Genomic DNA, 22,974 nt, shown 5'->3' on the forward strand with positions numbered 1-22,974 from the left:
GCGTACAAAGGAGCAATGAAGCCGGATTGGGAGGGGCCGCTCGGCGAGGCGTACGCGCGGGCGATGAGCTACTTGAAGGACCTGCCGGTACGGCGGGTTGGACCGCGTGACACGGCGTCCGACCTCCGGGCGAAGCTGGGCGGGAAGCTACCGGAGGGCCCGAGCGACGCAAGGCAGGTGATCAGCAGCCTGGCGGACAACGTGGAGGACGGGCTGCTGCCCAGTGGGAGCGGCAGGTTCTTCGGGTTCGTGTTCGGCGGCGCGACGCCGGCGGCGCTGGCGGCGGATTGGCTGGCGACGGCGTGGGATCAGAACGCAGGCCTGTACGCCGCTTCACCGGCCGCGGCAGTGGTCGAGGAGATCACGGCTGAGTGGCTGGTAGAGCTGTTCGGCCTGCCCAGGCAGACATCGGTCGGGTTCGTCACGGGCGCACAGATGGCGAACTTCACCGGGCTGGCGGCCGCGCGGCACGCCGTACTGGCCAAGGCTGGGTGGGATGTCGAGGCGGACGGGCTCATCGGCGCGCCGCCAATCCAAGTGCTTGTGGGAGCCGAGCGGCACGACACGGTGGATCGGGCGCTGCGGTTCCTCGGGCTGGGGACGCGGTGCATCGTTCCGATCGCGGTGGACGGGCAGGGGCGGATGCGGCCGGATGCGCTGGCCCGCGAGCTCGGCGGAGGACCGACCATCATCTGCGCGCAGGCGGGCAACGTGAACACGGGCGCGATCGATCCGCTCGACGAGATCTGTGAGCTCAAACAAGACGCCTGGGTGCACGTGGATGGCGCGTTCGGCTTGTGGAGTGCAGTCAGTACGCCGATGCGCGGGCTCGAGAAGGCGGACTCCTGGGCGACTGACGCGCACAAGTGGCTGAACGTGCCGTACGACTCCGGCCTCGTCCTGTGCGCCCACCCCGAGGCTCACCGCGCTGCGATGTCGGTCAGAGCGTCGTACCTGATCCATGACGACGAGCAGCGGGACGCGCTCGACTACAACCCGGAGTTCTCGCGGCGGGCGCGCGGGTTTGCCGTGTACGCCGCGATCCGCGCGCTCGGTCGTCAAGGCATCGCGGAGCTGGTTGAACGGTCCAATGCGATGGCACAGCGGTTCGCCGACCAGTTGGCGCCGTACGTGCTGAACGAGGTCAACCTCAACCAGGTGCTCGTGCGGTTCGGCAACGACGACGAGCTGACCAGGAGAGTGGTCAAAGCTGTGCAGCAGGAGGGCACCGCGTGGATGTCCGGTACGACGTGGCAGGGGCGCGCGGCGATGCGGATCTCGGTGTCGAACTGGACGACCAGCGAGGCGGATGTCGACCGATCTGTGGAAGCCGTTCTGAGGTGTGTCGAAATCGAGCAGGCCCGGTCGACGCAGGGGTGAAAGGCCAACCTCGAGAAAGAAGACCGACATGTCGTTCCAGGCGTACTTGGACAAGATCGAAGAGAAGACCGGCTTCACCCCGCGGGTGCTCGTGCAGCAGGCGCAGGCCCGGGGGTACGACGCCAAGGATGTGAAGGCCGGTGTCATCTGTGACTGGCTGAAGGCGGACTACGACCTCGGCCGCGGGCACGCGATGGCGCTGGTGCACGTGATCAAGAACGGTCCGACCATCTCCGACAAGCACGTCGGCAGCACCGGCACGCACAGCGATCCGTCGAACACTCTCTGGCTGGATGGCAAGGCCACGAACCCGCTCAAGTAAGTTAGGCGGGTGGAGTCGAAGAAGTCGCCGCGCGACAAGTGGATCACGATCTACGGGCGGAAGCCGGTGCTCGAGGCACTGGATGACCCGACCCTGTCGGTGGCGAAGGTCGTGGTGGCGGACAACGCCACCGGTGGATCGATGCACGAGATCCTGCGCGCGGCGGACCGGACCGGTACGCCGGTCGAGCGGGCCACCGCGAGCCGCGTGAAGTGGCTCGCGGGGAACGGCAAGCACGACCAGGGCGTGGTCGCGGATGTGAACGCACCGCGGATGACGCCGCTCGACGAGTTCGTCCGGGAGCGTGGCAAGCGGCCGACGAACGTCTTCCTGCTCGACGGCGTCACCAACCCGGGCAACGTCGGCATGATTCTCCGTACGGCGACCGGTGCCGGCTTCGACGGCGTGATCCTGCCCCGAGCCGGTACGCCGCACGTCGGGCCGCTCGTGATCAAGGCCTCGGCCGGGATCGCGTTCCAGGCCCCGATCGTGAACACGTCCACTGCGAAGACCGCGGTCGACACGCTCCGGACCGCGGGCTATCACGTCTACGGGCTGTCGGCGCGGTCGCGGGACTCGCTGTTCAAGACCGAGCTCGCGCCCCGCGCGGTCTACGTGCTCGGCGGCGAGACCAACGGCTTCACGGTCGCGACCGACTCCGACCTCCAGATCCCGCTGCACGCCGGCGTCGAGTCGCTGAACGTCGCCGTCGCGGCCGCGATCGTCGCCTTCGAGGTCACCAACCGCTGAGCGTCACCAATCGCTGAGCGGCACCGACCGCTGAGGGCCGCCGACCGTTGAGCGGCGCCGACCGCTGAGGACCGAGGTCACCGGGTGACCTCCGCAGCGCGGACGGGGACCGTAACAAACGGCTGTTTCGAGTGGTTGTGTGTTGTGACGGGGAGCACCATACTCGTCTGCACGACCGCCGATCCGGCGTTCGTGGGGGAAGTCTTCAGTCAATCGTGGGGGGCCACACATGCACGCCGTGAAGTCGCTTTGTGCTGCGCTGGTGACAGTCGTCGCCAGTGCCCTTCTGATCGCTCCGGGGACGGCGCTGGCCGCCGATCCGCCGAGTAGCGCGATCGAGGTCAGTGATACCTCGCTGAGCGTCGGCCAGGAGTTCACCATCACCCAGACGGTGCACAACTCCGCATCGTTCACGATCGTGGGCGCCAAGGCCGCGATCTTCGGCAAGACCGGCGTCTCGCTGCCGACCATGTTCGAGCTGCAGTCCTGCACGGGAGCGACGATCTGCTACCCGCTCGACATCGAGTTCCGGGCCTCGCTCGGCGACCTGCCGAGCGGCGAGACCCGGGTCATCGTCTACACCTTCAAGGTGCTGGACACCGCACCGGATTCCGTGACGCTGCAGCACCAGCTGCTCGGTGACGAGTACTCGTTCGAACTCTTCGAGGGTCCGACGCTGACCTTCGCCCAGACGCCGACGGCGGCCGATGTCGCGGTCGGGCTGGCCGGCAAGGCGTCGGGGAACCGGATCACCTACACCGTGACGGTGAAGAACAACGGGCCGGCGGAGGCGACTGGGATCAACGTAGCCGCGGCGTACCCGTCCGCTCTGACCTACGTCGGGGCGAGCGGCTGCACCCGGGTCGGTACCACCCGCAACCTGAACTGCGGCGTCGCGTCGCTGGCCAGCGGCGAGAGCACGACCCGGACGTTCACCGCGGCCACCGGCCTGCTGACGACGGGATCGTTCGTCGCGACCGCGCAGCGGACCGCCAGCTCGCCGACCGATCCGGCCGCGGGCAACGACAAGGCCAGCAAGACCTGCAGCGCGCTTCTCGGGCTGCTGGTGAGCTGCTGATCTGAGCACCACCTCACCGGCGGTCGCGGGGTAGGCACCCTGCGGCCGCCGGTTTGTGTTTGCCCTTGCCATCAACCGGTGACGTCGTTTACGGTCCGGGTTAACGTTTAAGTGCTCGTAAGTGAGCACTCTACTGTGGCTTGGAGCAGCAATGATCAGTCGGCGACGATTCCTGCAGGTCTCCGGTGCGGCGGTCGTCGCCGGGTCCGCCCTCGCTGGGTGTGGTGACGGCGGTACGGCGGGTGGTGGTGCGAAGGCGTCCGGTGAGCTGAAACTCCCGACGTACAAGCCCTTTGCGGGGCTGCAGCCGGATCTTCCGGGCGCCGAGTCCGGGCTGGAGCCTGGATTCCTGCGGTTCCCGGGCAACGCGGCCGCGAGCGTCAAGGCGCCGCCGCTGAAGAACGCGGTGACCGCGCTGACCGAGACGTTCGCGACGCCTCCGCCGCCGATGGGTAGCAACCCGATGTGGCAGGCGCTCAACCAGGCGCTCGGTGCTGAGCTGAAGCTGACGATCGGTACCGACCCGGGCTACCCGGAGAAGTTCGCCACCCTGCTGGCCAGCGACTCGCTGCCGGACCTGATGTGGCTGCCGCCGAACCAGGGCATCCCGAACATCGGTCCGATGCTGGAGGCGAAGTTCCAGGACCTGACGACGTACCTGTCGGGAGATGGGGTCCTGGAGTACCCGAACCTGGCCGCGCTGAAGCCGGCCTCCTGGCGGACCGCGGTGGTGAACGGGAAGATCTGGGGAGCTCCGATCCCGTCGACGCCGTTCGGCCAGGTGATGATGGGCAACCCGCGCACGTGGGCCAAAGTGGGCGGTTTGCAGAGCACCGGTGCGGACGAGTTCTTTGCCAAGTGCAAGGAGTTGAGCAACGGCACGAACTACGCGCTCGAGCCGTCGATCATCAACATGCTGCACATGTTCGGCGAGTGGTTCGGTGCGCCGAACGGCTGGCGCGTGAACTCGGATCGCTCGCTGACACACCTGTACGAGACCGACAACTACCGGGCGGCCGTCGAGTACGCCGCGAAGTTGTGGGCCGCGAAGGTGTTCTACCCGGACCTCAACCTGGCCGACGCGACCCCGAAGACCGTGAACGGTCAGATCGCCGCACAGGTCACGGTCGGACCGCGGGCGACGGCGGACTTCCGGGCGCTCGACCCGTCGCTGTTCGTCGACACGCTGATCCCGTTCGGCCATGACGGTAAGGCGAAACCGGTCTACGACATGGGCTACGGCACGGTCGGATTCACGCCGTTCAAGAAGACCGACGAGGGCCGGATCCGCGAGCTGCTCGCGTTGATGGACTACCTGTCGGCGCCGTTCGGGACCAAGGAGTACCTACAGAAGAACTTCGGCGTCGAGGGTCAGCAGTACCAGCTGGACGCGCAGAAGAACCCGGTGCTGACCAAGGCCGGCACCCAGCAGGGCCCCGGCCTGGTCAGCGCGCTGCAGATCATGACCGCGCCGGAGAGCGTGATCTTCAACCCCGCCTTCCCGGACGACACCCGCAAGATCTACGCGACCGAGCAGAAGCTGCTGCAGTTCGCGATGCGGAACCCGACCGCGGGCACGTACTCCGACACCAGCAGCAAGGTCGGGCCGAAGCTCACGGCCGCCTTCCGGGACACGATCGTGGACATCGTCACCGGCCGGCAGAAGATCGACGCGTACGACGAAGCGTTGAAGCGCTGGAAGTCCGGTGGCGGTGACAAGATGCGCGGCGAGTTCGCCGCCGTACTGCCGGCCGGCGTGCCGGTCACCGGGTCGTGAGGTTCGCCGAGCGGTGGCGCCGCGACTGGCAGATGGTGCTGCTGATGATCCCGGGCGTCGTGTTCCTGCTGGTGTTCTTCTACCTGCCGGTGCTCGGCAACGTGGTCGCGTTCCAGGATTTCCAGCCGTACCTGGGCATCATGCACAGCACCTGGAACGGCGTCCAGAACTTCGTCAACCTGTACGACAACCCGGACTTCTGGGATGCGCTGCGGAACACGCTGATCCTGGCCGGGGTGCAGCTGCTGCTGTTCTTCCCGGTCCCGATCGGGCTCGCGTTGGTCGTGGATTCGCTGGTCAGCAACCGGGTACGGCGGTGGTTCCAGACGATCGCCTATCTGCCGCACTTCCTGTCGTGGGTGCTCGTGGTGACGTTGTTCCAGCAATCGTTGGGTGGGGCCGGGTTCGTGAACAACCTGCTCCGGCAGGCGGGGCTGGATCCGATCCCGTTCATGACGAACCCGGACACCTTCCCATTGCTGGTGGTCGCGCAGCTGGTCTGGAAGGACGCGGGCTGGGCGATGATCATCTTCCTGGCCGCGCTGACCACGGTCGACGTCTCGCTCTACGAGGCAGCGGCCGCGGACGGCGCCGGCCGGTGGCGGCGGCTCTGGCACATCACCCTGCCGTCGCTGCGAACCGTCATCGTGCTGCTGCTGATCCTGCGGATCGGCGACATCCTCAGCGTCGGGTTCGAGCAGTTCATCCTGCAGCGCGATTCGGTGGGGCCGGGTGCGGCCGAAGTGCTGGACACCTTCACGTACTACGCGGGTGTGGTCGGCGGCGACTGGAGTAGCGGAGCCGCGGCCGGATTGGCCAAGGGTGTGGTCGGCGCGCTGCTGCTGTGGGGCGCGAACTCGCTCGCCCATCGGCTCGGTGAGCCGGGGATCTTCCAACGAAGGGGCGGTTCATGAGGCCCATCTGGAAAGAGAATCCATCGCCCGGCTACCAGGCGATCAAGGCCGTCATCCTCGGTGGGTTCGCGCTGGCGATCGTCGTACCGATCCTGGTGGTGATCTCGACGTCGCTCGCGAGCGACGAAGACATCATCAAGGCCGGTGGGTATGTGTTGTGGCCGTCGCATCCGACGGTCAAGGCTTATCAGACGTTGTTCAGTGGTGGGTTGATGGGCCGGGCGATCCTGGTCAGCGTCTTCGTCACCCTCGTCGGTACGGCGATCGCTCTCGCGGTCACGATCGCTTTGGCCTATGCGACGTCGCGGCCGGTGCTGTTCGGGCGGCCGGTGTTGCTGATGGTGCTGTTCACGTTGTTGTTCGCGCCGGGGATCATCCCGATGTTCCTGATGGTGAAGCAGCTCGGGCTGCTGGACAGCCTGTGGTCGCTGATCCTGCCGGGGGCGCTGGGAGCCTTCAACTTCGTTGTCCTGCGCACCTTCTTCATGAACGTGCCGGGTGAGCTGCTGGAGAGCGCGCGGATCGACGGAGCGAGTGACTTCATGATCCTGCGGAAGATCGTGATGCCGCTGTCGAAGGCGGTGATCGCGGTGGTCGGGCTGTTCTACGCCGTCGGGTTCTGGAATGCGTTCTTCAACGCGCTGCTCTACCTGAACGACACGTCCAAGTGGCCGGTCCAGGTGATCCTGCGCACGTACGTGTTGCAGGGGAAGTCGTTGTCGGCGGATCAGCTCGGGGTTGAGCCGCTGCCGCAGCCGCAGTCCCTGCAGATGGCGGTCGTCGTGGTTGCCCTGGTCCCGATCGCGATGGTCTACCCCTTCCTGCAGCGCCACTTCACCAAGGGCGTCATCACAGGTGCCGTCAAAGGCTAGGAGCGGCGTACCGAAGAACGGGTAGTGGTCGTCGGGACGGCGCATCCTGCGGCGTGCGGGAGCTCCCGGGCGCCGACTGGCAGGGACTACTACCCGTTGCTCCGTACACAAGTCTGCGAGAATCACTCCCATGTCGGACCGGCCAACGTTGCGCATGGTTGCGAAGGAGGCAGGGGTCTCGGTCGCGACCGTGTCCTACGTGCTGTCCGGGCGGCATCGCAGCCACACCATCAAGGACTCCACCGCGGACCGGGTGCGGGAGGTGGCGAGCCGGCTCGGATACCGGCGGAACGACGCGGCCCGGGCGATCCGGACCGGGAAGTCCGACCTGGTGCTGTTGTCGCTGAACGTGCTCGCCGACCCGTGGTCACAGGCGGTGGCGGACGCCGTCAGCGCGGCGGTCCGGCCGCTCAACAAGACCGCGCTGATCGTTGCCGACGGCGACTGGCGTGCGGTGCTGTCCAACCGCACGCCGGACGTCATCTTCATCGACGGGGTGAGCCGGGATCCGGCGGAGATTGCCGAGCTCGAGGCGTTCGCAGCGCAAGGGGTTCAGATCGTGGCCTTCAGCGAGACGCTGGAGCCGCGTGGGTTCGACGTGATCCGGTCCGGGGCCGAACCGCGGTGTCATCTGGCGGTCGAGCATCTGCTGGCGGGGCATGACCGGGTGGGAGCGCTGACTTCGCGGACCTCCGGGTTCGCCCGGTTCGACGCTTATGTGAACACGCTGAAGGCAGCCGGCAAGCCGCTGCTGGACGACGACGTCGTGGTGTTCGAGCAGCACCCCGAAGGCGCCTATCGGGCCGCGATGACGCTGCTCAGCAAGCCGGATCGGCCGACCGCCGTTTACTGTACGACGGACTTCGCCGCGATCGCCGTCGTACGGGCTGCCCATCGGTTGCGGATCGACGTACCGCGGGATCTGGCCGTGGTCGGGGTCGGGAACACGCCTGAGGGCGAGCATCTGGATCCGTCGTTGTCGACGGTCGGGCCGGTCGGGTTCAACGAGGCGCTGGCGCGGATCATGGTCGGCCGGTTGACCGATCGGGAGGGGGCGCCGGGGGAGGTGTTCGACTTCCCTTGGCAGCTGATCGTGCGGGAGTCGTCATGATCCCACCGGGGGACGGGTGGGACATGGTCGACGGCGGTGAGTCCGACACGTCGGTGTATCGGCGGGGCACGGAGTTCGCCAAGTGCTGCGCGCCGTCCGGGGTCGCCGAGTTGGAGGGCGAGCGGGATCGGATCGCCTGGCTGGCGGCGACCGGGATGCCGGGGGCGACGGTCGTCGACTGGCTGGAGTCGGACGACGGCGCGTGTTTGGTGACGAGCACGGTGCCGGGGGTTGCTGGGATCGACCTGCCGTCGTGGGGTTGGCTCGGCGCGATGGAGACGCTGGGGCGGACGCTGCGCGAGTTCCACGCGCTCCGGGACTGCCCGTTCGAGCGTCCGCTCGCGTCGGTGATCGCTTCCGCGCGGGACGTCGTACGGCGGGGTGCGGTGAACCCGGAGTTCCTGACCGACGAGTGGCGTTCGGCCTCGCCGGAGTCACTGCTGGACCAGGTGGTTGCCGAGAGCACCTATGTGGAATCGGTGACCGAACTCGTTGTGTGTCATGGGGATGCTTGCCTGCCGAACGTCTTCTTCGATCCGTTGACGTTGCGGGTGACGGGGTTCATCGACGTGGGGCGGCTGGGGATCGCTGATCGGTATTCCGACCTGGCGTTGACCACGATCCAGCTGTACGACGAGTGGTCGGTCGACCCGGGTCCGTTCCTGACGGCGTACGGGCTGACCGAGCCGGATCGGCGGCGGCTCGAGTTCTACCGGCTGCTGGATCCGTTGACCTGGGGATGAGTACGCCGGTGGAGATCGTGGCGCTGGTGGTGTCGTCCGTGCACGCCTTCGAGGGGCGGCCGGCGGACGGGCCGCGGCCGGATCCGGAGCCGGCCGGGCGGTCCGAGGTGGAGGTTCGGGCCGGGCTCGGGATCGTCGGGGATCGGTACTTCGGTCAGAAGGTCCACCACAATGCGGCGGTCACGATCCTGGACGCGGCGTCGCTGGATGGGTTCGACCCGGTACCGGATCCGGTGCTACTGCGGCGGAACATCGTGGTTCGCGGGTATCCGATCGACACGCTCGCTGCCGGCCGTGGAGTCGCTGGGCGGCGGTTCTCGCTCGACTCCGGGGCGGGGCCGGTGGAGTTCCAGGCGTTTCGACCGGCCAATCCGTGTGCGTGGATGAACGTGGTGATCGGGGCGGGGGCGATGAAGGCGTTGCGGGGGCATGGCGGGGTGCGGACCACGCCGTTGACGTCTGGGGTGCTGCAGGTCGGGCCTGCTGTATTCGAGTTGCTGGACTGAGCTTTCGGAGGGTTTTCGGTCGGTCGGCCTACCTTCGTTCGGGTGAGGCTGGCTGGGGCGTTTGTGATGTTGCTGGCGGTGTTGGTCGGGTGCACCGATGTGCCGCCGGTCGACCCGCGCGCCGACGTACCGGCGCCGACGACAGCGACCCGCACCCCTCCTGAGCCCAGTGCGTCGACCCGAACTCCAACTCCTTCGCCGAGTGCGCGCCCGACGAGCAGCGTGGTGACGATGAGCATCCCGTCGATCGGGGTGCGCGGGCTGCGGGTGGTTTCGTACCAAGGGACAGCCGACGACCGGCCCGGTACGACGATCCAGAACCGGGGTGTCGCGGCGAGCCCCCGCGGGCCGGGTGGCGGTGTCGGCGCGGGCGAGATCGGCAACTTCATCATCACCGGGCATCGTGTCTCGCACGGGCGGCCGCTGGAACGCGTGCCTGGGCTGGCGAACGGCGCACACATCCTGATCGCCACCGGCGGGACCGTCTACGACTACGTGGTGTCGCAGACGATGACGATCTCATTCCGCAAGCCGGCTGAGAAGGCTCAGCAGAACGCCGCCGTACCGGGTCGTCCCGGAGTGCAACCGACGCAGGCGATGCTGACCATCTCCACCTGCGCCACTCCCGAAGACAATGCCGCAGGCAACTACTGGCGCGACGCCCTCGGCAACCCCGAACACCGCATCAACAAGATCGCCACCCTCACCGCCACCCGCCCGGCGTGATCGCCAGCGACCGCCCGACTGACCCGCCCCGCCCGACCGCTAGCGTCCGAAGGAACGCAGTACAGGGCAAGCGTGTCCTTCGGACGTTGGGGTGTGACGGTTCGTAGCGTCCGAAGGAACGTCGTACAGGGTCGGCGTGTTTTCGGACGTTGCGGAGGTTATTTGCGGCCGAACTTCCACCACTTGGGTTTGTTGGCGCGGATCTCGTCGTCGGTGAGCGGCGGCGGGACCGGCGGGCGGGACTCCTCGGTGAGGAAGTCGCCGGACTCCGTGTCGTACGGCGTGACGCCGAGCCGGCGGCTGATCTCCATCACGATCGGGATCGAGCGCGGACCGTCGTTCAGGTAGAACGTGATGTCGCGGACCTGGACGCCCTTGCCGATCGTCATCTCGACGTCGTACTCGGCGCTGCGCAGCGTCAGCCAGGACGGCTTGCTCGCGTCCACCTCCGGCACCACCTCGCGGACCACGTCGATCACATCGGTCGCCATCCCCACCGAGGGCGGTTCGTAGCCGTCCGGCATGTCCTCGAGACGCCGCACGCCTCCTGGTCCTCGCACCGCATACACAGCCCAGCTCATTCACGTCCTCGCTTCGCTCCGGGCGCGAATGGGGCACAAATCGCACTGTGCTTTTTGATGAACTCGCTCCGCTCGCTCATGCCTACAGCCTACGCGTCGGCCCGGCGCAACTTAACTGTCGGTAAGTTTTAGGGAATGTCAAAAGGTGCAATTGAGTGGGTTGTTGAGCCGGTTGAGGTTTAGGATCAGCCGCCGGTCTGGGGGCGGATCGGGGAACGCGGTATGGGGAGAGAAGAGAGACATGGCTGATCAGCCAGGGCCCGGTCCTGAAGGACCCAAGGTGGGGCATTTCCTGCCGGGCGGGGCGGGGGACAGCGGCGGCGCGGACAAGCCTGCCGAGCGTGGGGCTGCGCCGTTGCAGGCGCCGACGCCGCGGTTGAGCAAGGCGCCGGACGACGCTGCGGCGCCGCAGTTGCGCGGGTCGCGGCTGGACGGTCCTAGCTTGTCGGGCTCGCGGCTGGGGAATCAGGACGCCTCCGCGGCGTACCGGGCTGTTTACCACCCGGAGCCGATCCCGTTCGACCCGAACAAGAAGCGGTCCAAGGCGCTGATCGCCGGGATCGTGGCCGGGGCGCTGGTGGTGATCGGCGGGATCGTGTTCGGCGGTGCGATGCTGCTCACCAAGAGTGACGGTCTGCTGGCGAATCCGTTGGTCACGCCGTCGGTGAAGGGCACCGAGAAGCCCCCGCGGAAGGTGACTCCGGACGCCGACGTGCTGGGCAAGAACCCGATCTACACGGCGGGGAAGCTGGCCGCGGTCAGCTGCAAGGAACCGGCGTACCGGCCGAACTCCCGCGAGAACGTCGCCTCGTACTTCGAGGCGATGATCAAGTGCCTCGACAACGCGTGGAAGCCGATCGTCACGAAGGCGGGGTTCGACTTCGGCACGCCGCGGCTGATCATCTTCGACGACGGCGACGAGACGGCGTGCGGTGTCCAGAAGGAGGTCGCGTCGTACTGCGCGGACGAGCAGGGTGGCAGCGTCACCATGCCGTGGCAGGGCTTCGTGGACGACTATCCGAAGGACAAGTCCGGTACGGCGATCGACATGCTGCAGTCGATCGCGTTCGTGTACGGCGTTCATGTGCAGAACCTGACCGGGATCCTGGACGCCTCGGACAACGTGCGGGACCGGGCCAAGAACAAGGCAGTCGAGCTGGAGCAGGACCGGCGGCAGGCGCTGCAGGGCAACTGTTTCGCCGCGGCGTTCGTCGGCGCGGCCAAGGCGAGCTACCCGCTCCAGGGGCAGCTGGCGCAGCACTGGACCTACCTGATCAACCACAGCGGCGACGAGAACGACAAGAAGCAGCCGCGCGATCACGGGTCGATCAAGAGCCACGCGTTGTGGATGGGCCAGGGCTTTGCGAAGACCGATCCGGGCACCTGCAACACTTTTGGAGCGCCAGCCGCCAAGGTCGGTTGAGTCATGACACGAACGATGGGGACGAGCGATGCCTGACGAGAAGCCCGACGCCGCTGTGCCGGGGGCCGGTCACTTCCTGGCTGAGGGTGAGAGCACGCCACTCCCCACCGTGAATCGGGCGCAGCCGATCGCCCTCGGCAAGGCTCGTGCGCTGACCGACCCCGGTGAATCGGCGCTGCGTCGCAAGGCGCGCCCGCTCCCGGTGGACCCGGAGGCCGTCTCGGTCTACAGCGGACCACCGGCAGCCCCACTCCCCGGTGCGCCGACGACCCCGCTCACCGGCACCCGTCGTACCGGTGGTGCCCGTCGCGTCGGCTGGAACCGGCCGTACTCGCGGGCCGGCGCGCAGTACACGCAGATCGGCCCGCCGCCCCCGCCGCCTCGCCAGTACTCGAAGGCGGTCATCGCCGGTCTGTCCGCGCTCACGCTCGTCGTCACCGCGTCGGTCGGAGTCGCCTGCTTCAAGGCGATCAGCAGCTACGACAGCTCGGTCGACAGCCCCCTGTCCCGCCCCTCGGTACACAAGTCCACCGCCCCGATTCCCACCCCGCCGGACCCGACTGTCACCGTCACCGAGCCGTACGTCCCGAACCTCGTCCGGTTGCAGAAGAACGAGATCTACAAGACCGGCAAGCTGGCCTCGGCCAACTGCAAGGAACCCTCGATCAAGCCGAACTCGCAGTCGGCGATCCTCGAGTACTACCAGGCGATGGTGCCGTGCCTCGACGACGTCTGGGCGCCGGTGATCAAGAAGGCGAAGTACACGTTCCGCTCGCCGAAGGTCGTCCTGAAGAGCCCGAAGCTCCCGCAGACGTCCTGCACCGGCGACACGGACACGACGTACTACTGCCCCACCGACGAGACCATCTCCATCGACTGGCAGGACGATCTCAAGCGCTACAAGCAGTCGCCGCTCGACGCCCGGATGTGGATGATGAGCACGATGGCGCACGAGTACGGGCACCACGTTCAGGAGATGACGGAGATGCTCACCGCCTCCTGGTCGCAGGAGGCCGGCGAGAAGAACGCCGCCAAGAAGCTCGAGTGGAGCCGCCGTACCGAATTGCAGGCCAGCTGCTTCGGGGCCGCCTTCCTCGGTGCGAACAAGGCCTCCTTCGGCTACTCCGGCACCCGGCTGAAGATCTGGGAGTTCCAGACCAAGCACAGCGGTGACGAGTACAACCCGAAGAAGGAGCGCGACCACGGTTCCCGCGCGAGCCAGTGGTTCTGGGGAGGCCCTGCGTTCAAGTCCACCAGCCCCGCTTCCTGCAACACCTTCACGGCATCGCCCAAGCGAGTCGGTTAGTGCTCAAGGCGGCCGGCTTCGCCGTACTGGCTGTTGCGGTTGCTGTGGTGGCTGGGGTTGCGGCGACGCAGACTGACGGTACGGCGGTTGTCCTGCCGGTGGTGACGTCAAGCCCGACGCCAACACCTGTGCCGAGGCCGACGGTTTCGCCGAGTGCGCCGAGTCCGATGCCTACATTCACTGTTGAGCCGACTCGGCCGAAGGTGGTCGTGGCGAACAGGCTTTACTCGCAGGGCCAGGTCCCGGCGGTTCCGTGTGCGTTGCCGGGCAGGTCGCCGCTCACCAAGGCCGAGCTGCTGTCGTACGCGCGGGTGATGGTCAAGTGCCTGGACCGGGCCTGGAAGCCGGTGGTCATCGCGGCGAAGCTCAAGTTCCGGCCGGTCGCGCTGGTCGAGGTCTACGACTCACGCAAGCCGGCCGCGACGCCGCGGGCGTGCGAAGATCCGCCGAAGCGCGCCGGAGCGTTCTACATCGACGACAAGATCTGTATCAACTGGCCGGAGCACATCGGGACCTTCCCGATCCGCGACGAGGCATACTTCCGGGACACGGTCGCCCACGAGTACGGCCACCACCTGCAGAACCTCGCGGGCATCCTCGACTCCTACGAGCTCGGTCACCGGAAGAAGCCGACGAAGACCGTTCAGCTCGAGGACGAACGCCGGCTCGAACTCCAGGCCAACTGCCTCGGCGGCGCCTTCCTCGGCGCGAACCGCGCGTCCTTCAACCTGTTCGGCCCGAAGTACCTGGAGTTGCAGTACGTCGCCAAACATCAAGGCGATGAGCTCTACACCCCCGTCATCCGCGACCACGGTTCCGGCCCCAGCCAGGCCCACTGGACCCTCGCCGGCCTCTACCAAGCCACCCCCAGCGCCTGCAACACCTTCACAGCCCCACCGAACGAGGTCGAATGATGAGGGCAAAGGTGGGGCTTCTGCTCGCGGGGGCTTTGGCCGCGCAGATCAAGTGAGCTTGAGTTTGAAGCCTTCGTGGGAGTTTTCGAAGCCCAGGTTGGTGTAGAAGCGGTGGGCTTCGGTGCGGGTCTTGTCCGAGGTGAGCTGGACGAGGGTGGCGCCGCGGTGGCGGGATTCTTCGATCGCCCAGCGGATGAGCGTCGTACCGAGGCCTGAGCCGCGGGCGGGGGCGGCGACGCGGACGGCCTCGATGAGGCCTCGGCAGGAGCCGCGGCGGGACAGGCCGGGGATGATCGTGAGCTGGAGGGTGCCGACCAGTTCGTCCTTGCGTTCGGCAACGACCAGGAGCTGGTTCGGGTCGGCGTCGATGGCGGCGAAAGCCTGCTCGTACGGCGTCATGTCGTCGACGGACTCGCGATTGGTGCCGAGCTGGTCGTCGGCGAGCATGGTGATGATGGCGGGCAGATCGGCGGTGGTGGCGCGGCGGATGGTGAGGTCGGCGGTCATCCGCACAGTTTAGGCAACGACATTGCCTTGCAATCCAATGATTACAGGCATGTGACAACCGTTTGCCCTGAGCAACGAGGGGAACGGGTGATACTAGACACCACTGCATCCGCCCGTAGCCGGGGTCGCGTATGCGGTGTGGTGCGCGATGGCGGATGCGGGCCAATCGGAAGGAAATCCCGATGAGTCCGTTAGCGATCGACTTCACTGGGCCGTTCGAGGACGCGTTCAGCAAGCTGCTCGGGTTCGTTCCGAACCTGCTCGGCGGCCTGGTCATTCTGGTGATCGGGTATTTCGTGGCGAAAGTACTCGGCAAGCTGGTCGGGAAACTACTCGGCCGGGTCGGGTTCGATCAATGGATGGAGCGGGCCGGAGTCTCCGGTGTGCTGCAGCGGTCCGGCACGGGGCTGACCGCTTCGGCGGTACTGGGCAAGGTCGTGTTCTGGTTCGTGTTCCTGATCAGCTTCACGATGTTCGCCTCCGCGCTCGGCGTTCCGGAGATCTCGAACTTCATGTCCACGATGCTCGGCTACATCCCGCGGATCTTCGCGGCGATCGTGATCCTGTGCCTGGCCGCGCTGTTCGCGAACTTCCTGGCCGCGATCATCCGCGGTGCCACCGGCAACGAAACCCTGGCCAAGGTGGGTAAGTACGCGATTCTCGTGTACGCCGCTTTCGCCGCGCTCACGCAGTTGGGGATCGCGGTCCAGTTGACCGGGAACACGCTGCTGATCGTGCTCGCCGGTGCTGCGCTCGCCCTCGGTCTTGCTTTCGGTCTCGGTGGCCGCGAGATGGCCGGCCGGGCGCTGACCAGCCTGTTCGACCGCGACAACATCAAGAAGCCGATGCCCACGGACAACGGCACGACGTCGTACCAGGGACAGCCCCAGGGACAGCAGCAGTACCAGGCGCCGGCTGACCCGCAGTACCCGGCGGCGCACGGTGCGCCGCAGAACGGCGGCTACTCCAACGGGACCCCGCCGAACGGCAACTGGTAGTAGAAACCCTTCAGGGCGGGCGGCAATCCGAGAGCGGGTTGCCGCCCGTTTGCCATGACTACTCGGCTTTCTCCGGCTCGGTCTTGTCCGGGCCGGCGCTGCGGACGTCCTCGACCTTGGTGAGGGCTTCGCGAAGGTCGGCGAGCCAGGTGTCCGCGTGCTGCGACACGAGCTTCACGCACCAGCCGAGGGCGTCGCTGCGGGAGCGGGCCACGCCGGCGTCGACCAGCGTGTCGAGCACCTGACGCTCGGGCTGCCGCAGCCGCGTCATCACCGGCGCGGACAGCGAGGTGAAGACCTTGCGGGTCTCACCGCACTCGACTCCCCAGGCGACCTTGCGCCGGGTGGCGTGCTCGAGCTCGCGGGCGATCTCGATCCGGCGCTCCCGGGTGTCCTCGCGGTACTGCTTGATCCGGCCCTCTTCGGCGGCGGACCGTTCGGCGGCGCTCGCGTCGCCACTCTGCTCCGGTGCGGCCAGGCGGCCGACGATCAGGATCTCGTCCCGGTCGATGGTCAGCTCCGGCTCGCCCTCGAACCACTCCTTGGGCAGCCGGCCGGTGACCCAGCCGCGCACCCGCTCAGTCTCAGTCTGTGTACTCATGTAATCATGATTACACCCTTACCCAAACACACTTCAAGCAGGAGTGGAGGGGGAATTCCAGCACGCTGCAAAAGCTGGTGTGATCACGAGGTCACCCTGACCCTTGGGCGCATGACCTTCCCGCGCGCAGTCGCCGCCGCCGTCCTGATCGGCACCGCCTTCGTCTCCGCCCAGCCCGCCCAGGCCGCCGTACCGGACCTGCAGCTCGTCAGCAAGACGGTCGGGCCCGGCTCCGCCACATCGCAGAGCGCCATCGCCGAATGCCCGCTGCCCGGCTACTCGATCCTCGGCGCCGGTGCCGAGGTGGTCGGCGGACGTGGCCAGACCAGCCTCTCGACGTACACCCAGATCGAGCGTGAGTGGGGCTCGACGCAGGCCGACGAGGACGCCGACGGTACGACGGCCGACTGGAGCCTGACCGCCTTCGCCATCTGCTCCACCGGCCCGCACCGCGACTCCATCTCCCAGGGCACGGCCTACGACTCCACTGCCGAGAAGATCGTCACCGTCCGCTGCCCCGCCGGCACCGTCACCACGAGTGCGGGCGCCGCCATGTCCGACGGCGGCAGCCTCGTCCTCGACGACGCCGCACCGAGCGCCGACCTCACCAGCGTCACCGTCGATGTCTTCGAGACCCAAGCCGGCCGCACCGACAACTGGAACGCCAACGCCGCCGCCCGCTGCGGAGCGCCGCTCCCCGGCATCCAGCGCGTAGCCGCCACCTCGGTCAACGACTCCGCGTCGTACAAGTCCGTCACCGCCACCTGCCCGGCCGGCAAGAAGGTCGTCGGCACCGGCCACGAAATCGTCAACGGCAAAGGCCAGGTCCTCCTCGACGATGTAGCCCCCAGCCCCGACCTCTCGTCGGTCCGCGTCGACGCCTGGGAAGACCAGGACGGCACCACCAACAACTGGACCGTCACCGCCTACGCAGTCTGCGCAACCCCGTAGCAAGCCGTAGCAAGCAGACAGGCGGTCAGGTCCGGTCACGGGGTCCGGGCCTGACCGCCTGCTGTCGTCTACGCGGCAGGGGATGTCGCGTAGGCGGATCTGAGGGTGAGGTGCGCCTCTGGGGGTGCTTGGGTGTGGTCGAGGCCCAGCAATGCAGCGCCAACGACAGGCGGTACGTCGATGACGCGGGCGACCGCCTTGGGGGCAGCTGCGTTGAGGAGGCGGATGACTGTCTCCATGAGCAGCGGGTGGCCTGCGGTGAGGACTCCGCCGCCGAGGATGACGTCGGTGGGCTCGTCGAGGATGTCGAGGCGGCGCATGGCTACGACCGCCATGGTGACGATCTCTTCGGCCTGGTGGTAGACGACCTCGCGGGCAATGGTGTCGCCGGCTGCCGCTACCTGGAAGAGAACGGGGCCTGCTTCCAGGCGGCGGTTGAGGGGGATGTCGCCCAGGTGCAGGGCCTCGATCAGGGCAGGCACGGACGGTACGCCGTAGTGCGCCGGGAGGGCTGTCTCCAGGGCCGAGAACGGGCCACGGCCGTCGTCGGAGCGGGCGGCGGCCGCGAAGGCTTCTTCGGCTATCTGCTGGCCGCCTCCCCAGTCGCCAGAGATCCGGCCGACGGCGGGGAAGCGGGCGGTGCGGCCGTCGGGGAGAAGGCCGGCGCAGTTGATGCCTGCGCCGCAGACGACGGCTACGCCGCGGGGCTCGTCCACGCCGGAGCGCAGCAGGGCGAAGGTGTCGTTGGTGACGTAGACCGACTCGGCCCAGCCGAAGCTCTCGAAGGCTGCGCTCAGCCGCTCCTCCTCGATCGGGAGGTCGGCGTTCGCGAGACAGGCGGAGATCTGCTGGACCAGGGGCCGGTCGCCGAGGGGTAGACCGGCAGCGGCGGCTGCAGCCCGCACCAGGGGCTCCAGACCGGCCACAGCGGCTTCAGCGCCGATGACGTGCGGCTCGAAGCCGCCGCCGCGTGCTGTTCCGAGCACGCGGCCGTCGGCCGACACCAGGGCGACGTCGGTCTTGCTGTTACCGGCGTCGAAGGCCAGTACGCCGCCCGGCACCGCGGCTCCGCTTATCGTGCCCACGGCAGGTGCTCCTTGTTGTGCGCGAGCAGCTTGTCCGTCAGCTGCTCGGCGATCGTGATCTGGCCGACCAGCGGGTGTGCCAGCAGGGCCTCGAACACTCGCTCGCGGCCGCCCTTGATGGCTGCCTGCAACGCCAGGTCCTCGTACGCCGTCACGTTGGCGACCAGACCGGCGTACAGGGGCTCCAGTGGCGTCACTGCGACCGGCATCGCGCCGTCTGCGCCGACGGTGGCCGGCACCTCGATGACTGCGTCGTCGGCGAGGAAGGGGAACGTGCCGTCGTTCAGCGTGTTCACCACCTGGATGTCACCGGTGTCGTTCAGCAGTGAGGACGCCAGGTCCACCGCGGCCTCGGAGTAGTACGCACCGCCGCGCTTCTCGAGCAGGGCGGGCTTCTCGTCGAGCTGTGGGTCGGCGTACATCTCCAGCAACTGGGTCTCCAACGCAGCCACCTCCGCAGCGCGCGAGGGCTTGTTCAGGAGCTCCTGTACCACCTCGTCGTGCTGGTAGAAGTAGCGCAGGTAATACGACGGTACGACACCCAGCTGCAGCAGTAACCCGGCCGGCAGGTGCAGGTCGTCGGCCAGCTCGCCCACGTGGCTCTCGAGCAGCTTCGGCAGCATGTCCACGCCGTCGACGCGGACTGCCCGCTCCCAGGTGAGGTGGTTCAGTCCGACGTGGTCGAGCTGCACCTGCCCCGGAGTCACACCCAGCAGCCGTGCGAAGCGCCGCTGGAACCCGATCGCCACGTTGCACAGCCCGACCGCCTTGTGGCCGTGCGACAGCAGCGCCCGGGTCACGATGCCGACGGGATTCGTGAAGTCGATGATCCACGCGTTCGGGTTGGTGCGCCGTACCCGCTCGGCAATGTCCAGTACGACGGGAACCGTCCGCAGCGCCTTGGCGAGGCCGCCGGCGCCGGTCGTCTCCTGACCGACACAACCGCACTCCAGCGGCCACGTCTCGTCCTGCTGGCGAGCCGCCTGCCCGCCGACCCTCAGCTGCAGCAGTACGGCGTCCGCGCCCTCGATGCCTTCGTCGAGGTTCGACGTGGTGGTGACGCGGCCCGGATGCCCTTGCTTGGCGAAGATCCGTTGCGCCAGCCCGCCGACCAGCTCGAGCCGGTCGGCCGCCGGGTCGACGAGGACGAGCTCGGAGACCGGCAGCGTGTCACGCAGCCGGGCGAAGCCGTCGACGAGTTCGGGAGTGTAGGTGGATCCGCCGCCTACGACTGTGAGTTTCAACCTTTGACCCCTGTGAGTGTGACGCCTTCGATGAAGGCTTTCTGCGCGAAGAAGAACAAGATGATCACCGGGGCCATCACGAGCAGCGTGGCGGCCATGGTGAGGTTCCAGTTGGTGTGGTGGGCGCCCTTGAAGGACTCCAGGCCGTAGCTGAGGGTCCAGGCGGCCGGGTTCTCACTGGCGTAGATCTGCGGGCCGAAGTAGTCGTTCCAGCAGTAGAAGAACTGGAACAGCGCGACCGCCGCGATGGCCGGCTTGGTCATCGGCAGCACGACCCGGATCAGCGTCTTGAAGTCGCCGCAGCCGTCGACCTTGGCCGCGTCCAGGTACTCCTTGGGAATCGTCAGCAGGAACTGGCGCAGCAGGAAGATCGAGAACGCGTCCGTGAACGCCAGCGGGATGATCAACGGCCACAGGGTCCCGGACAGGTGCAGCTGCTTGGCCCAGAACAGGTACATCGGCACGATGATGACCTGGGGCGGCAGCATCATCGTGGAGATCACGAGCATCATCGCGAAGTTGCGGCCGCGGAACTTGAACCTGGCCAGGGCATACGCGACCGGGATGCTCGACACCAAGGTCAGTACCGTGCCCAGGACGGCGTACATCAGGGTGTTCTTCCACCAGGTCAGGAAGCCCGGGGTCTCCCACACGGTGCGCAGGTTCTCCCAGTGCCAGCTGTCCGGCCAGAGGTTGCGGGTCAGCGCCTGCTGGTCGCTCATCAGTGCCGTCAGGAAGACGAACACGAACGGCAGCACGAAGAACAACGCCGCCGCGATCGCCAGCGCGTGCACGGCGACCCAGTTCAGGAACCTGGTCCGCCGCGCTTCGCGACCGGCCTTTGCGAGATCGGGGGTGGAGGGCGCGGCCTCCACGGTCAGGGTGCTCATTCAGCAGTCTCCTAGTCGTCCGTGGCCAGGAAGCCACTGCCGCGGCGCATCAGGAACGCCGTGAAGATCATGGCCAGTACGAACAGGACCAGGGCGATGACGCTCGCCCCGCCGGTGTCGAACCGCTGGAAACCGAGGTTGTAGATCAGCTGCGGCAGGGTCAGCGTGGACTTGTCCGGATAGCCCGGCTCGAACTGTTGCCCAGAGCCACCGATCACCCCGCTCGCGACCTTTCCGGCGATCAACGGCTGCGTGTAGTACTGCATCGTCTGGATCACTCCGGTGATCACGGCGAACAGCACGATCGGCTGGATGGTCGGCAGCGTGACGTGGACGAACCGCTTCCACGCCCCGGCGCCGTCCAGCGCCGCGGCCTCGTACTGCTCCTTCGGTACGTCGAGCAACGAGGCCATGAAGATGACCATCAGATCGCCGATCCCCCAGAGCGCGAGCAGGGTCAGCGCCGGTTTCGACCACGCCGGGTCGTTGAACCACCCCGGCTGCGGCAGCCCGACCTTGGCCAGGATGTTGTTCACCGGCCCGGTGCCCGGGTTGAGCAGGAACGCGAACGCCATCGTCGCGGCCACCGGCGGTGCCAGGTAGGGCAGGTAGAACAGGGTCCGGAAGATCCCGGCACCGGTCTTGACCTTGGTGATCAGCAGGCCGATACCGAGACCGAAGACCACCCGCAGGGTGACCATCACGATGACCAGCCAGAGCGTGTTCCGCAGGGCCGGCCAGAAGAACGGGTAGTCGGTGAAGACGTACGTCCAGTTCTTCAGGCCGGTGAACACCGGCGGCGTGAAACCGTCGTACTTCATGAAACTGAAGTAGACCGTCGAGACGAGCGGGTACAGGAAGAAGACGCTGACGCCGATCAGCCACGGCGACAGGAACGCCACGTTGCGCAGGCGTTCCTTCCGCCGCTTCTGCCGAAGCCCCAAGGGAATGGTCGTCATCACTTGGCCTGCGCGAGGTCCTTGTCGATCTGGGCGTCGGTCTTCGCGAGACCGCCGGCCAGATCGGTCTGCTTACCGGACTCGAAGGCGAAGCCGAAGTCCTGCAGCGTGAGCTGGTAGGCGCCGCCGTTCGGGCTGGCCGGTGTGGTGCTGCTCTTCGGGTGCTGCGCGATCTGCAGGAAGACCTTGAAGTTCTCGTCGGCCTTCAGATTCGGCGACTTCAGTGCGTCCAGCGTCGACGGCACGTTGTGGATCGCGTTGGCGAAGTTGACCACGGCGTCGGTGTCGGTGGTCATGTACTTGACCAGCTCCCAGGCCGCGTTCTGCTTCTGGCTGGTACCCGCGATCCCGATGATGGTGCCGGACAGGTAGCCCTTGCCGTAGGTGTCGGCCTGGTCGTCCGGGACCGGGAACGGCGCGACGCCGATGTCGAACTTGACCCCGGCCTCCTTGGCCATCCCGAGCCGCCACTCACCGTCGATCGACATCGCGACCTGGCCGGTGTGGAAGGGGTTCTTGGCGCCGAACTCGTCGCCGAAGGTGGCGCGGTACTTCTCCAGCTTGGCGAAGCCGCCGAGCTCCTTGACCAGGCCGGACTGCCAGGTCAGCATCTTGCCGAACGCCGGGTCGGCGGCCAGGTTCGACTTGCCCTCGGGCGTGAAGTACGTCGGGTTCCACTGCGCGGCGAAGTGCGTGGTGGTCGACTCGAACCCGTGGAAGTTCGGCATGAAGCCGAGCTGGGAGTACGAGTCGCCCTGGGCCTTGGTCAGCTTCTTCGCGGCCGCGTCGAACTCGGACAGCGTCTTCGGCGGTTCGGTGATGCCGGCCGCCTTGAAGGCGTCCTTGTTGTAGTACAGGCCGTACGCGTCGTTCAGCAGCGGCAGCGTGCAGCGCTTGCCCTCGAACTGCGTGTAGTCCTGCAGCGCCTTCGGGAACGTCTTGTCCAGGTCGACGCCGGACTTGTCCAGGAACGGCTTCAGGTCCGCGAACACGTTCGACGCGCAGAACGTCCCGACGTTGTCGGTGGTGAACGACGACACCACGTCGGGGGAGTTCGGGCCGCCTGCGCGCAGGGCCTGCTTGATCTTGTCGTCGGCGATGTTGCCGACGGCCTTCACATGGATGTTCGGATGCCTCGCCTCGAACGCCTTGATGTTGGCGTCGATCGCAGCGACTTCGCTGGGGGCGCTCCAGCCGTGCCAGAACGTGATGGTCACGTCCTTGGTGGCGTCGTCGTTGGCCTTCGGGGCTTCCGACGTACCGGTGCAGGCGGTGGCGAGCAGGGCCACCGCAGCGGTGCCGACAAGGGCACGAGACAGGCGTTGCATCCGTTTGA

The 22,974-nt window shown here is 67.2% G+C and carries 24 protein-coding genes; 16 read left to right on the forward strand and 8 right to left on the reverse strand.

The window, feature by feature from the left end; genetic code table 11:
- Positions 1-15 precede the first annotated feature (15 nt).
- From ACFVWG_RS13065 to ACFVWG_RS13115, 11 genes are all read left to right on the forward strand, one after another.
- Positions 16-1,380: a pyridoxal phosphate-dependent decarboxylase family protein gene (locus ACFVWG_RS13065; protein ID WP_391543438.1), complete on the forward strand. Its 1,365-nt coding sequence runs from the start codon at positions 16-18 to the stop codon at positions 1,378-1,380.
- Positions 1,381-1,408: 28 nt separating this feature from the next.
- Positions 1,409-1,702 carry a DUF4287 domain-containing protein gene (locus ACFVWG_RS13070; protein ID WP_391543439.1) on the forward strand — a complete coding sequence of 98 codons (294 nt, stop codon included), beginning with the start codon at positions 1,409-1,411 and terminating at the stop codon, positions 1,700-1,702.
- A 9-nt stretch (positions 1,703-1,711) separates the two neighbouring features.
- Positions 1,712-2,452 (forward strand): TrmH family RNA methyltransferase, encoded by a 741-nt coding sequence (locus ACFVWG_RS13075; protein ID WP_391543440.1) that lies wholly within the window; start codon positions 1,712-1,714, stop codon positions 2,450-2,452.
- Between the two features lie 262 nt (positions 2,453-2,714).
- On the forward strand, positions 2,715-3,530 hold the full coding sequence (locus ACFVWG_RS13080) for a DUF11 domain-containing protein (protein WP_391543441.1): 816 nt from the start codon (positions 2,715-2,717) through the stop codon (positions 3,528-3,530).
- Positions 3,531-3,681: 151 nt separating this feature from the next.
- Positions 3,682-5,307, forward strand: coding sequence for a sugar ABC transporter substrate-binding protein (locus ACFVWG_RS13085; protein WP_391543442.1), 1,626 nt, complete (start codon positions 3,682-3,684; stop codon positions 5,305-5,307).
- A complete protein-coding gene (locus ACFVWG_RS13090; RefSeq protein ID WP_391543443.1) occupies positions 5,304-6,221 on the forward strand; it encodes an ABC transporter permease in 918 nt (305 codons plus the stop codon). Before ACFVWG_RS13085 ends, ACFVWG_RS13090 begins: the two co-directional genes overlap by 4 nt.
- Complete coding sequence (locus ACFVWG_RS13095; protein ID WP_391543444.1) at positions 6,218-7,093, forward strand: carbohydrate ABC transporter permease; 876 nt, start codon at positions 6,218-6,220, stop codon at positions 7,091-7,093. The genes ACFVWG_RS13090 and ACFVWG_RS13095 overlap by 4 nt, the downstream gene beginning before the upstream one ends.
- A gap of 130 nt (positions 7,094-7,223) precedes the next feature.
- A complete protein-coding gene (locus ACFVWG_RS13100; RefSeq protein ID WP_391543445.1) occupies positions 7,224-8,204 on the forward strand; it encodes a LacI family DNA-binding transcriptional regulator in 981 nt (326 codons plus the stop codon).
- Positions 8,201-8,947 (forward strand): phosphotransferase, encoded by a 747-nt coding sequence (locus ACFVWG_RS13105; protein WP_391543446.1) that lies wholly within the window; start codon positions 8,201-8,203, stop codon positions 8,945-8,947. The genes ACFVWG_RS13100 and ACFVWG_RS13105 overlap by 4 nt, the downstream gene beginning before the upstream one ends.
- Positions 8,944-9,453 carry a molybdenum cofactor biosysynthesis protein gene (locus ACFVWG_RS13110; RefSeq protein WP_391543447.1) on the forward strand — a complete coding sequence of 170 codons (510 nt, stop codon included), beginning with the start codon at positions 8,944-8,946 and terminating at the stop codon, positions 9,451-9,453. The genes ACFVWG_RS13105 and ACFVWG_RS13110 overlap by 4 nt, the downstream gene beginning before the upstream one ends.
- A 42-nt stretch (positions 9,454-9,495) precedes the next feature.
- Positions 9,496-10,179, forward strand: coding sequence for a sortase domain-bontaining protein (locus ACFVWG_RS13115; RefSeq protein WP_391543448.1), 684 nt, complete (start codon positions 9,496-9,498; stop codon positions 10,177-10,179).
- A 158-nt stretch (positions 10,180-10,337) separates the two neighbouring features.
- Here the strand turns inward: ACFVWG_RS13115 and ACFVWG_RS13120 are convergent, their stop codons facing one another.
- Positions 10,338-10,721, reverse strand: a complete 384-nt coding sequence (locus ACFVWG_RS13120) for a hypothetical protein (RefSeq protein WP_391543449.1) — start codon at positions 10,719-10,721, stop codon at positions 10,338-10,340.
- Positions 10,722-11,001: 280 nt separating this feature from the next.
- Between ACFVWG_RS13120 and ACFVWG_RS13125 the strand changes: the two genes are divergently transcribed.
- Genes ACFVWG_RS13125 through ACFVWG_RS13135 form a run of 3 tightly spaced genes read left to right on the forward strand, consistent with a single transcriptional unit; the run spans position 11,002 to position 14,403 of the window.
- Complete coding sequence (locus ACFVWG_RS13125) at positions 11,002-12,183, forward strand: neutral zinc metallopeptidase (protein ID WP_391543450.1); 1,182 nt, start codon at positions 11,002-11,004, stop codon at positions 12,181-12,183.
- 28 nt (positions 12,184-12,211) lie between these two features.
- A complete protein-coding gene (locus ACFVWG_RS13130; protein ID WP_391543451.1) occupies positions 12,212-13,489 on the forward strand; it encodes a neutral zinc metallopeptidase in 1,278 nt (425 codons plus the stop codon).
- On the forward strand, positions 13,489-14,403 hold the full coding sequence (locus ACFVWG_RS13135) for a neutral zinc metallopeptidase (RefSeq protein ID WP_391543452.1): 915 nt from the start codon (positions 13,489-13,491) through the stop codon (positions 14,401-14,403). The genes ACFVWG_RS13130 and ACFVWG_RS13135 overlap by 1 nt, the downstream gene beginning before the upstream one ends.
- Before the next feature lie 48 nt (positions 14,404-14,451).
- Here ACFVWG_RS13135 and ACFVWG_RS13140 read toward each other — a convergent pair whose 3' ends face one another.
- Positions 14,452-14,910, reverse strand: coding sequence for a GNAT family N-acetyltransferase (locus ACFVWG_RS13140; RefSeq protein WP_391543453.1), 459 nt, complete (start codon positions 14,908-14,910; stop codon positions 14,452-14,454).
- A gap of 182 nt (positions 14,911-15,092) precedes the next feature.
- Between ACFVWG_RS13140 and ACFVWG_RS13145 the strand changes: the two genes are divergently transcribed.
- Positions 15,093-15,908 carry a hypothetical protein gene (locus ACFVWG_RS13145; RefSeq protein WP_391543454.1) on the forward strand — a complete coding sequence of 272 codons (816 nt, stop codon included), beginning with the start codon at positions 15,093-15,095 and terminating at the stop codon, positions 15,906-15,908.
- 58 nt (positions 15,909-15,966) lie between these two features.
- On the opposite strand, the gene ACFVWG_RS13150 is transcribed toward ACFVWG_RS13145, so the two are convergent.
- On the reverse strand, positions 15,967-16,509 hold the full coding sequence (locus ACFVWG_RS13150; RefSeq protein WP_391543455.1) for a hypothetical protein: 543 nt from the start codon (positions 16,507-16,509) through the stop codon (positions 15,967-15,969).
- 111 nt (positions 16,510-16,620) lie between these two features.
- On the opposite strand from ACFVWG_RS13150, the gene ACFVWG_RS13155 reads away from it, so the two are divergent.
- Positions 16,621-17,460: a hypothetical protein gene (locus ACFVWG_RS13155; protein ID WP_391543456.1), complete on the forward strand. Its 840-nt coding sequence runs from the start codon at positions 16,621-16,623 to the stop codon at positions 17,458-17,460.
- Positions 17,461-17,528: 68 nt separating this feature from the next.
- Here the strand turns inward: ACFVWG_RS13155 and ACFVWG_RS13160 are convergent, their stop codons facing one another.
- The 5 genes from ACFVWG_RS13160 to ACFVWG_RS13180 are packed head-to-tail and all read right to left on the reverse strand — an operon-like array spanning position 17,529 to position 22,966.
- Positions 17,529-18,545, reverse strand: a complete 1,017-nt coding sequence (locus tag ACFVWG_RS13160) for an N-acetylglucosamine kinase (protein WP_391543457.1) — start codon at positions 18,543-18,545, stop codon at positions 17,529-17,531.
- Complete coding sequence (locus tag ACFVWG_RS13165) at positions 18,533-19,789, reverse strand: 6-phospho-beta-glucosidase (RefSeq protein ID WP_391543458.1); 1,257 nt, start codon at positions 19,787-19,789, stop codon at positions 18,533-18,535. Before ACFVWG_RS13165 ends, ACFVWG_RS13160 begins: the two co-directional genes overlap by 13 nt.
- A complete protein-coding gene (locus ACFVWG_RS13170) occupies positions 19,786-20,679 on the reverse strand; it encodes a carbohydrate ABC transporter permease (protein WP_391543459.1) in 894 nt (297 codons plus the stop codon). The genes ACFVWG_RS13165 and ACFVWG_RS13170 overlap by 4 nt, the downstream gene beginning before the upstream one ends.
- Before the next feature lie 11 nt (positions 20,680-20,690).
- A complete protein-coding gene (locus ACFVWG_RS13175) occupies positions 20,691-21,638 on the reverse strand; it encodes a carbohydrate ABC transporter permease (RefSeq protein ID WP_391543460.1) in 948 nt (315 codons plus the stop codon).
- Positions 21,638-22,966 (reverse strand): ABC transporter substrate-binding protein, encoded by a 1,329-nt coding sequence (locus tag ACFVWG_RS13180; RefSeq protein ID WP_391543461.1) that lies wholly within the window; start codon positions 22,964-22,966, stop codon positions 21,638-21,640. Before ACFVWG_RS13180 ends, ACFVWG_RS13175 begins: the two co-directional genes overlap by 1 nt.
- Positions 22,967-22,974 lie beyond the last annotated feature (8 nt).

This window comes from Kribbella sp. NPDC058245 (genome assembly GCF_042882005.1).
GTDB lineage: Bacteria > Actinomycetota > Actinomycetes > Propionibacteriales > Kribbellaceae > Kribbella.

What these genes read in the sequence shown, in the direction of transcription:
- ACFVWG_RS13150 (WP_391543455.1), bottom strand. Translation starts at nt 16,509, where the DNA reads ATGAGTACACAGACTGAGACTGAGCGGGTGCGCGGCTGGGTCACCGGC.
- ACFVWG_RS13110 (WP_391543447.1), top strand. Translation starts at nt 8,944, where the DNA reads ATGAGTACGCCGGTGGAGATCGTGGCGCTGGTGGTGTCGTCCGTGCAC.
- ACFVWG_RS13100 (WP_391543445.1), top strand. Translation starts at nt 7,224, where the DNA reads ATGTCGGACCGGCCAACGTTGCGCATGGTTGCGAAGGAGGCAGGGGTC.
- ACFVWG_RS13095 (WP_391543444.1), top strand. Translation starts at nt 6,218, where the DNA reads ATGAGGCCCATCTGGAAAGAGAATCCATCGCCCGGCTACCAGGCGATC.
- ACFVWG_RS13070 (WP_391543439.1), top strand. Translation starts at nt 1,409, where the DNA reads ATGTCGTTCCAGGCGTACTTGGACAAGATCGAAGAGAAGACCGGCTTC.
- ACFVWG_RS13065 (WP_391543438.1), top strand. Translation starts at nt 16, where the DNA reads ATGAAGCCGGATTGGGAGGGGCCGCTCGGCGAGGCGTACGCGCGGGCG.
- ACFVWG_RS13105 (WP_391543446.1), top strand. Translation starts at nt 8,201, where the DNA reads ATGATCCCACCGGGGGACGGGTGGGACATGGTCGACGGCGGTGAGTCC.
- ACFVWG_RS13155 (WP_391543456.1), top strand. Translation starts at nt 16,621, where the DNA reads ATGACCTTCCCGCGCGCAGTCGCCGCCGCCGTCCTGATCGGCACCGCC.
- ACFVWG_RS13130 (WP_391543451.1), top strand. Translation starts at nt 12,212, where the DNA reads ATGCCTGACGAGAAGCCCGACGCCGCTGTGCCGGGGGCCGGTCACTTC.
- ACFVWG_RS13085 (WP_391543442.1), top strand. Translation starts at nt 3,682, where the DNA reads ATGATCAGTCGGCGACGATTCCTGCAGGTCTCCGGTGCGGCGGTCGTC.
- ACFVWG_RS13125 (WP_391543450.1), top strand. Translation starts at nt 11,002, where the DNA reads ATGGCTGATCAGCCAGGGCCCGGTCCTGAAGGACCCAAGGTGGGGCAT.
- ACFVWG_RS13145 (WP_391543454.1), top strand. Translation starts at nt 15,093, where the DNA reads ATGAGTCCGTTAGCGATCGACTTCACTGGGCCGTTCGAGGACGCGTTC.
- ACFVWG_RS13170 (WP_391543459.1), bottom strand. Translation starts at nt 20,679, where the DNA reads ATGAGCACCCTGACCGTGGAGGCCGCGCCCTCCACCCCCGATCTCGCA.
- ACFVWG_RS13140 (WP_391543453.1), bottom strand. Translation starts at nt 14,910, where the DNA reads ATGACCGCCGACCTCACCATCCGCCGCGCCACCACCGCCGATCTGCCC.
- ACFVWG_RS13180 (WP_391543461.1), bottom strand. Translation starts at nt 22,966, where the DNA reads ATGCAACGCCTGTCTCGTGCCCTTGTCGGCACCGCTGCGGTGGCCCTG.
- ACFVWG_RS13175 (WP_391543460.1), bottom strand. Translation starts at nt 21,638, where the DNA reads ATGACGACCATTCCCTTGGGGCTTCGGCAGAAGCGGCGGAAGGAACGC.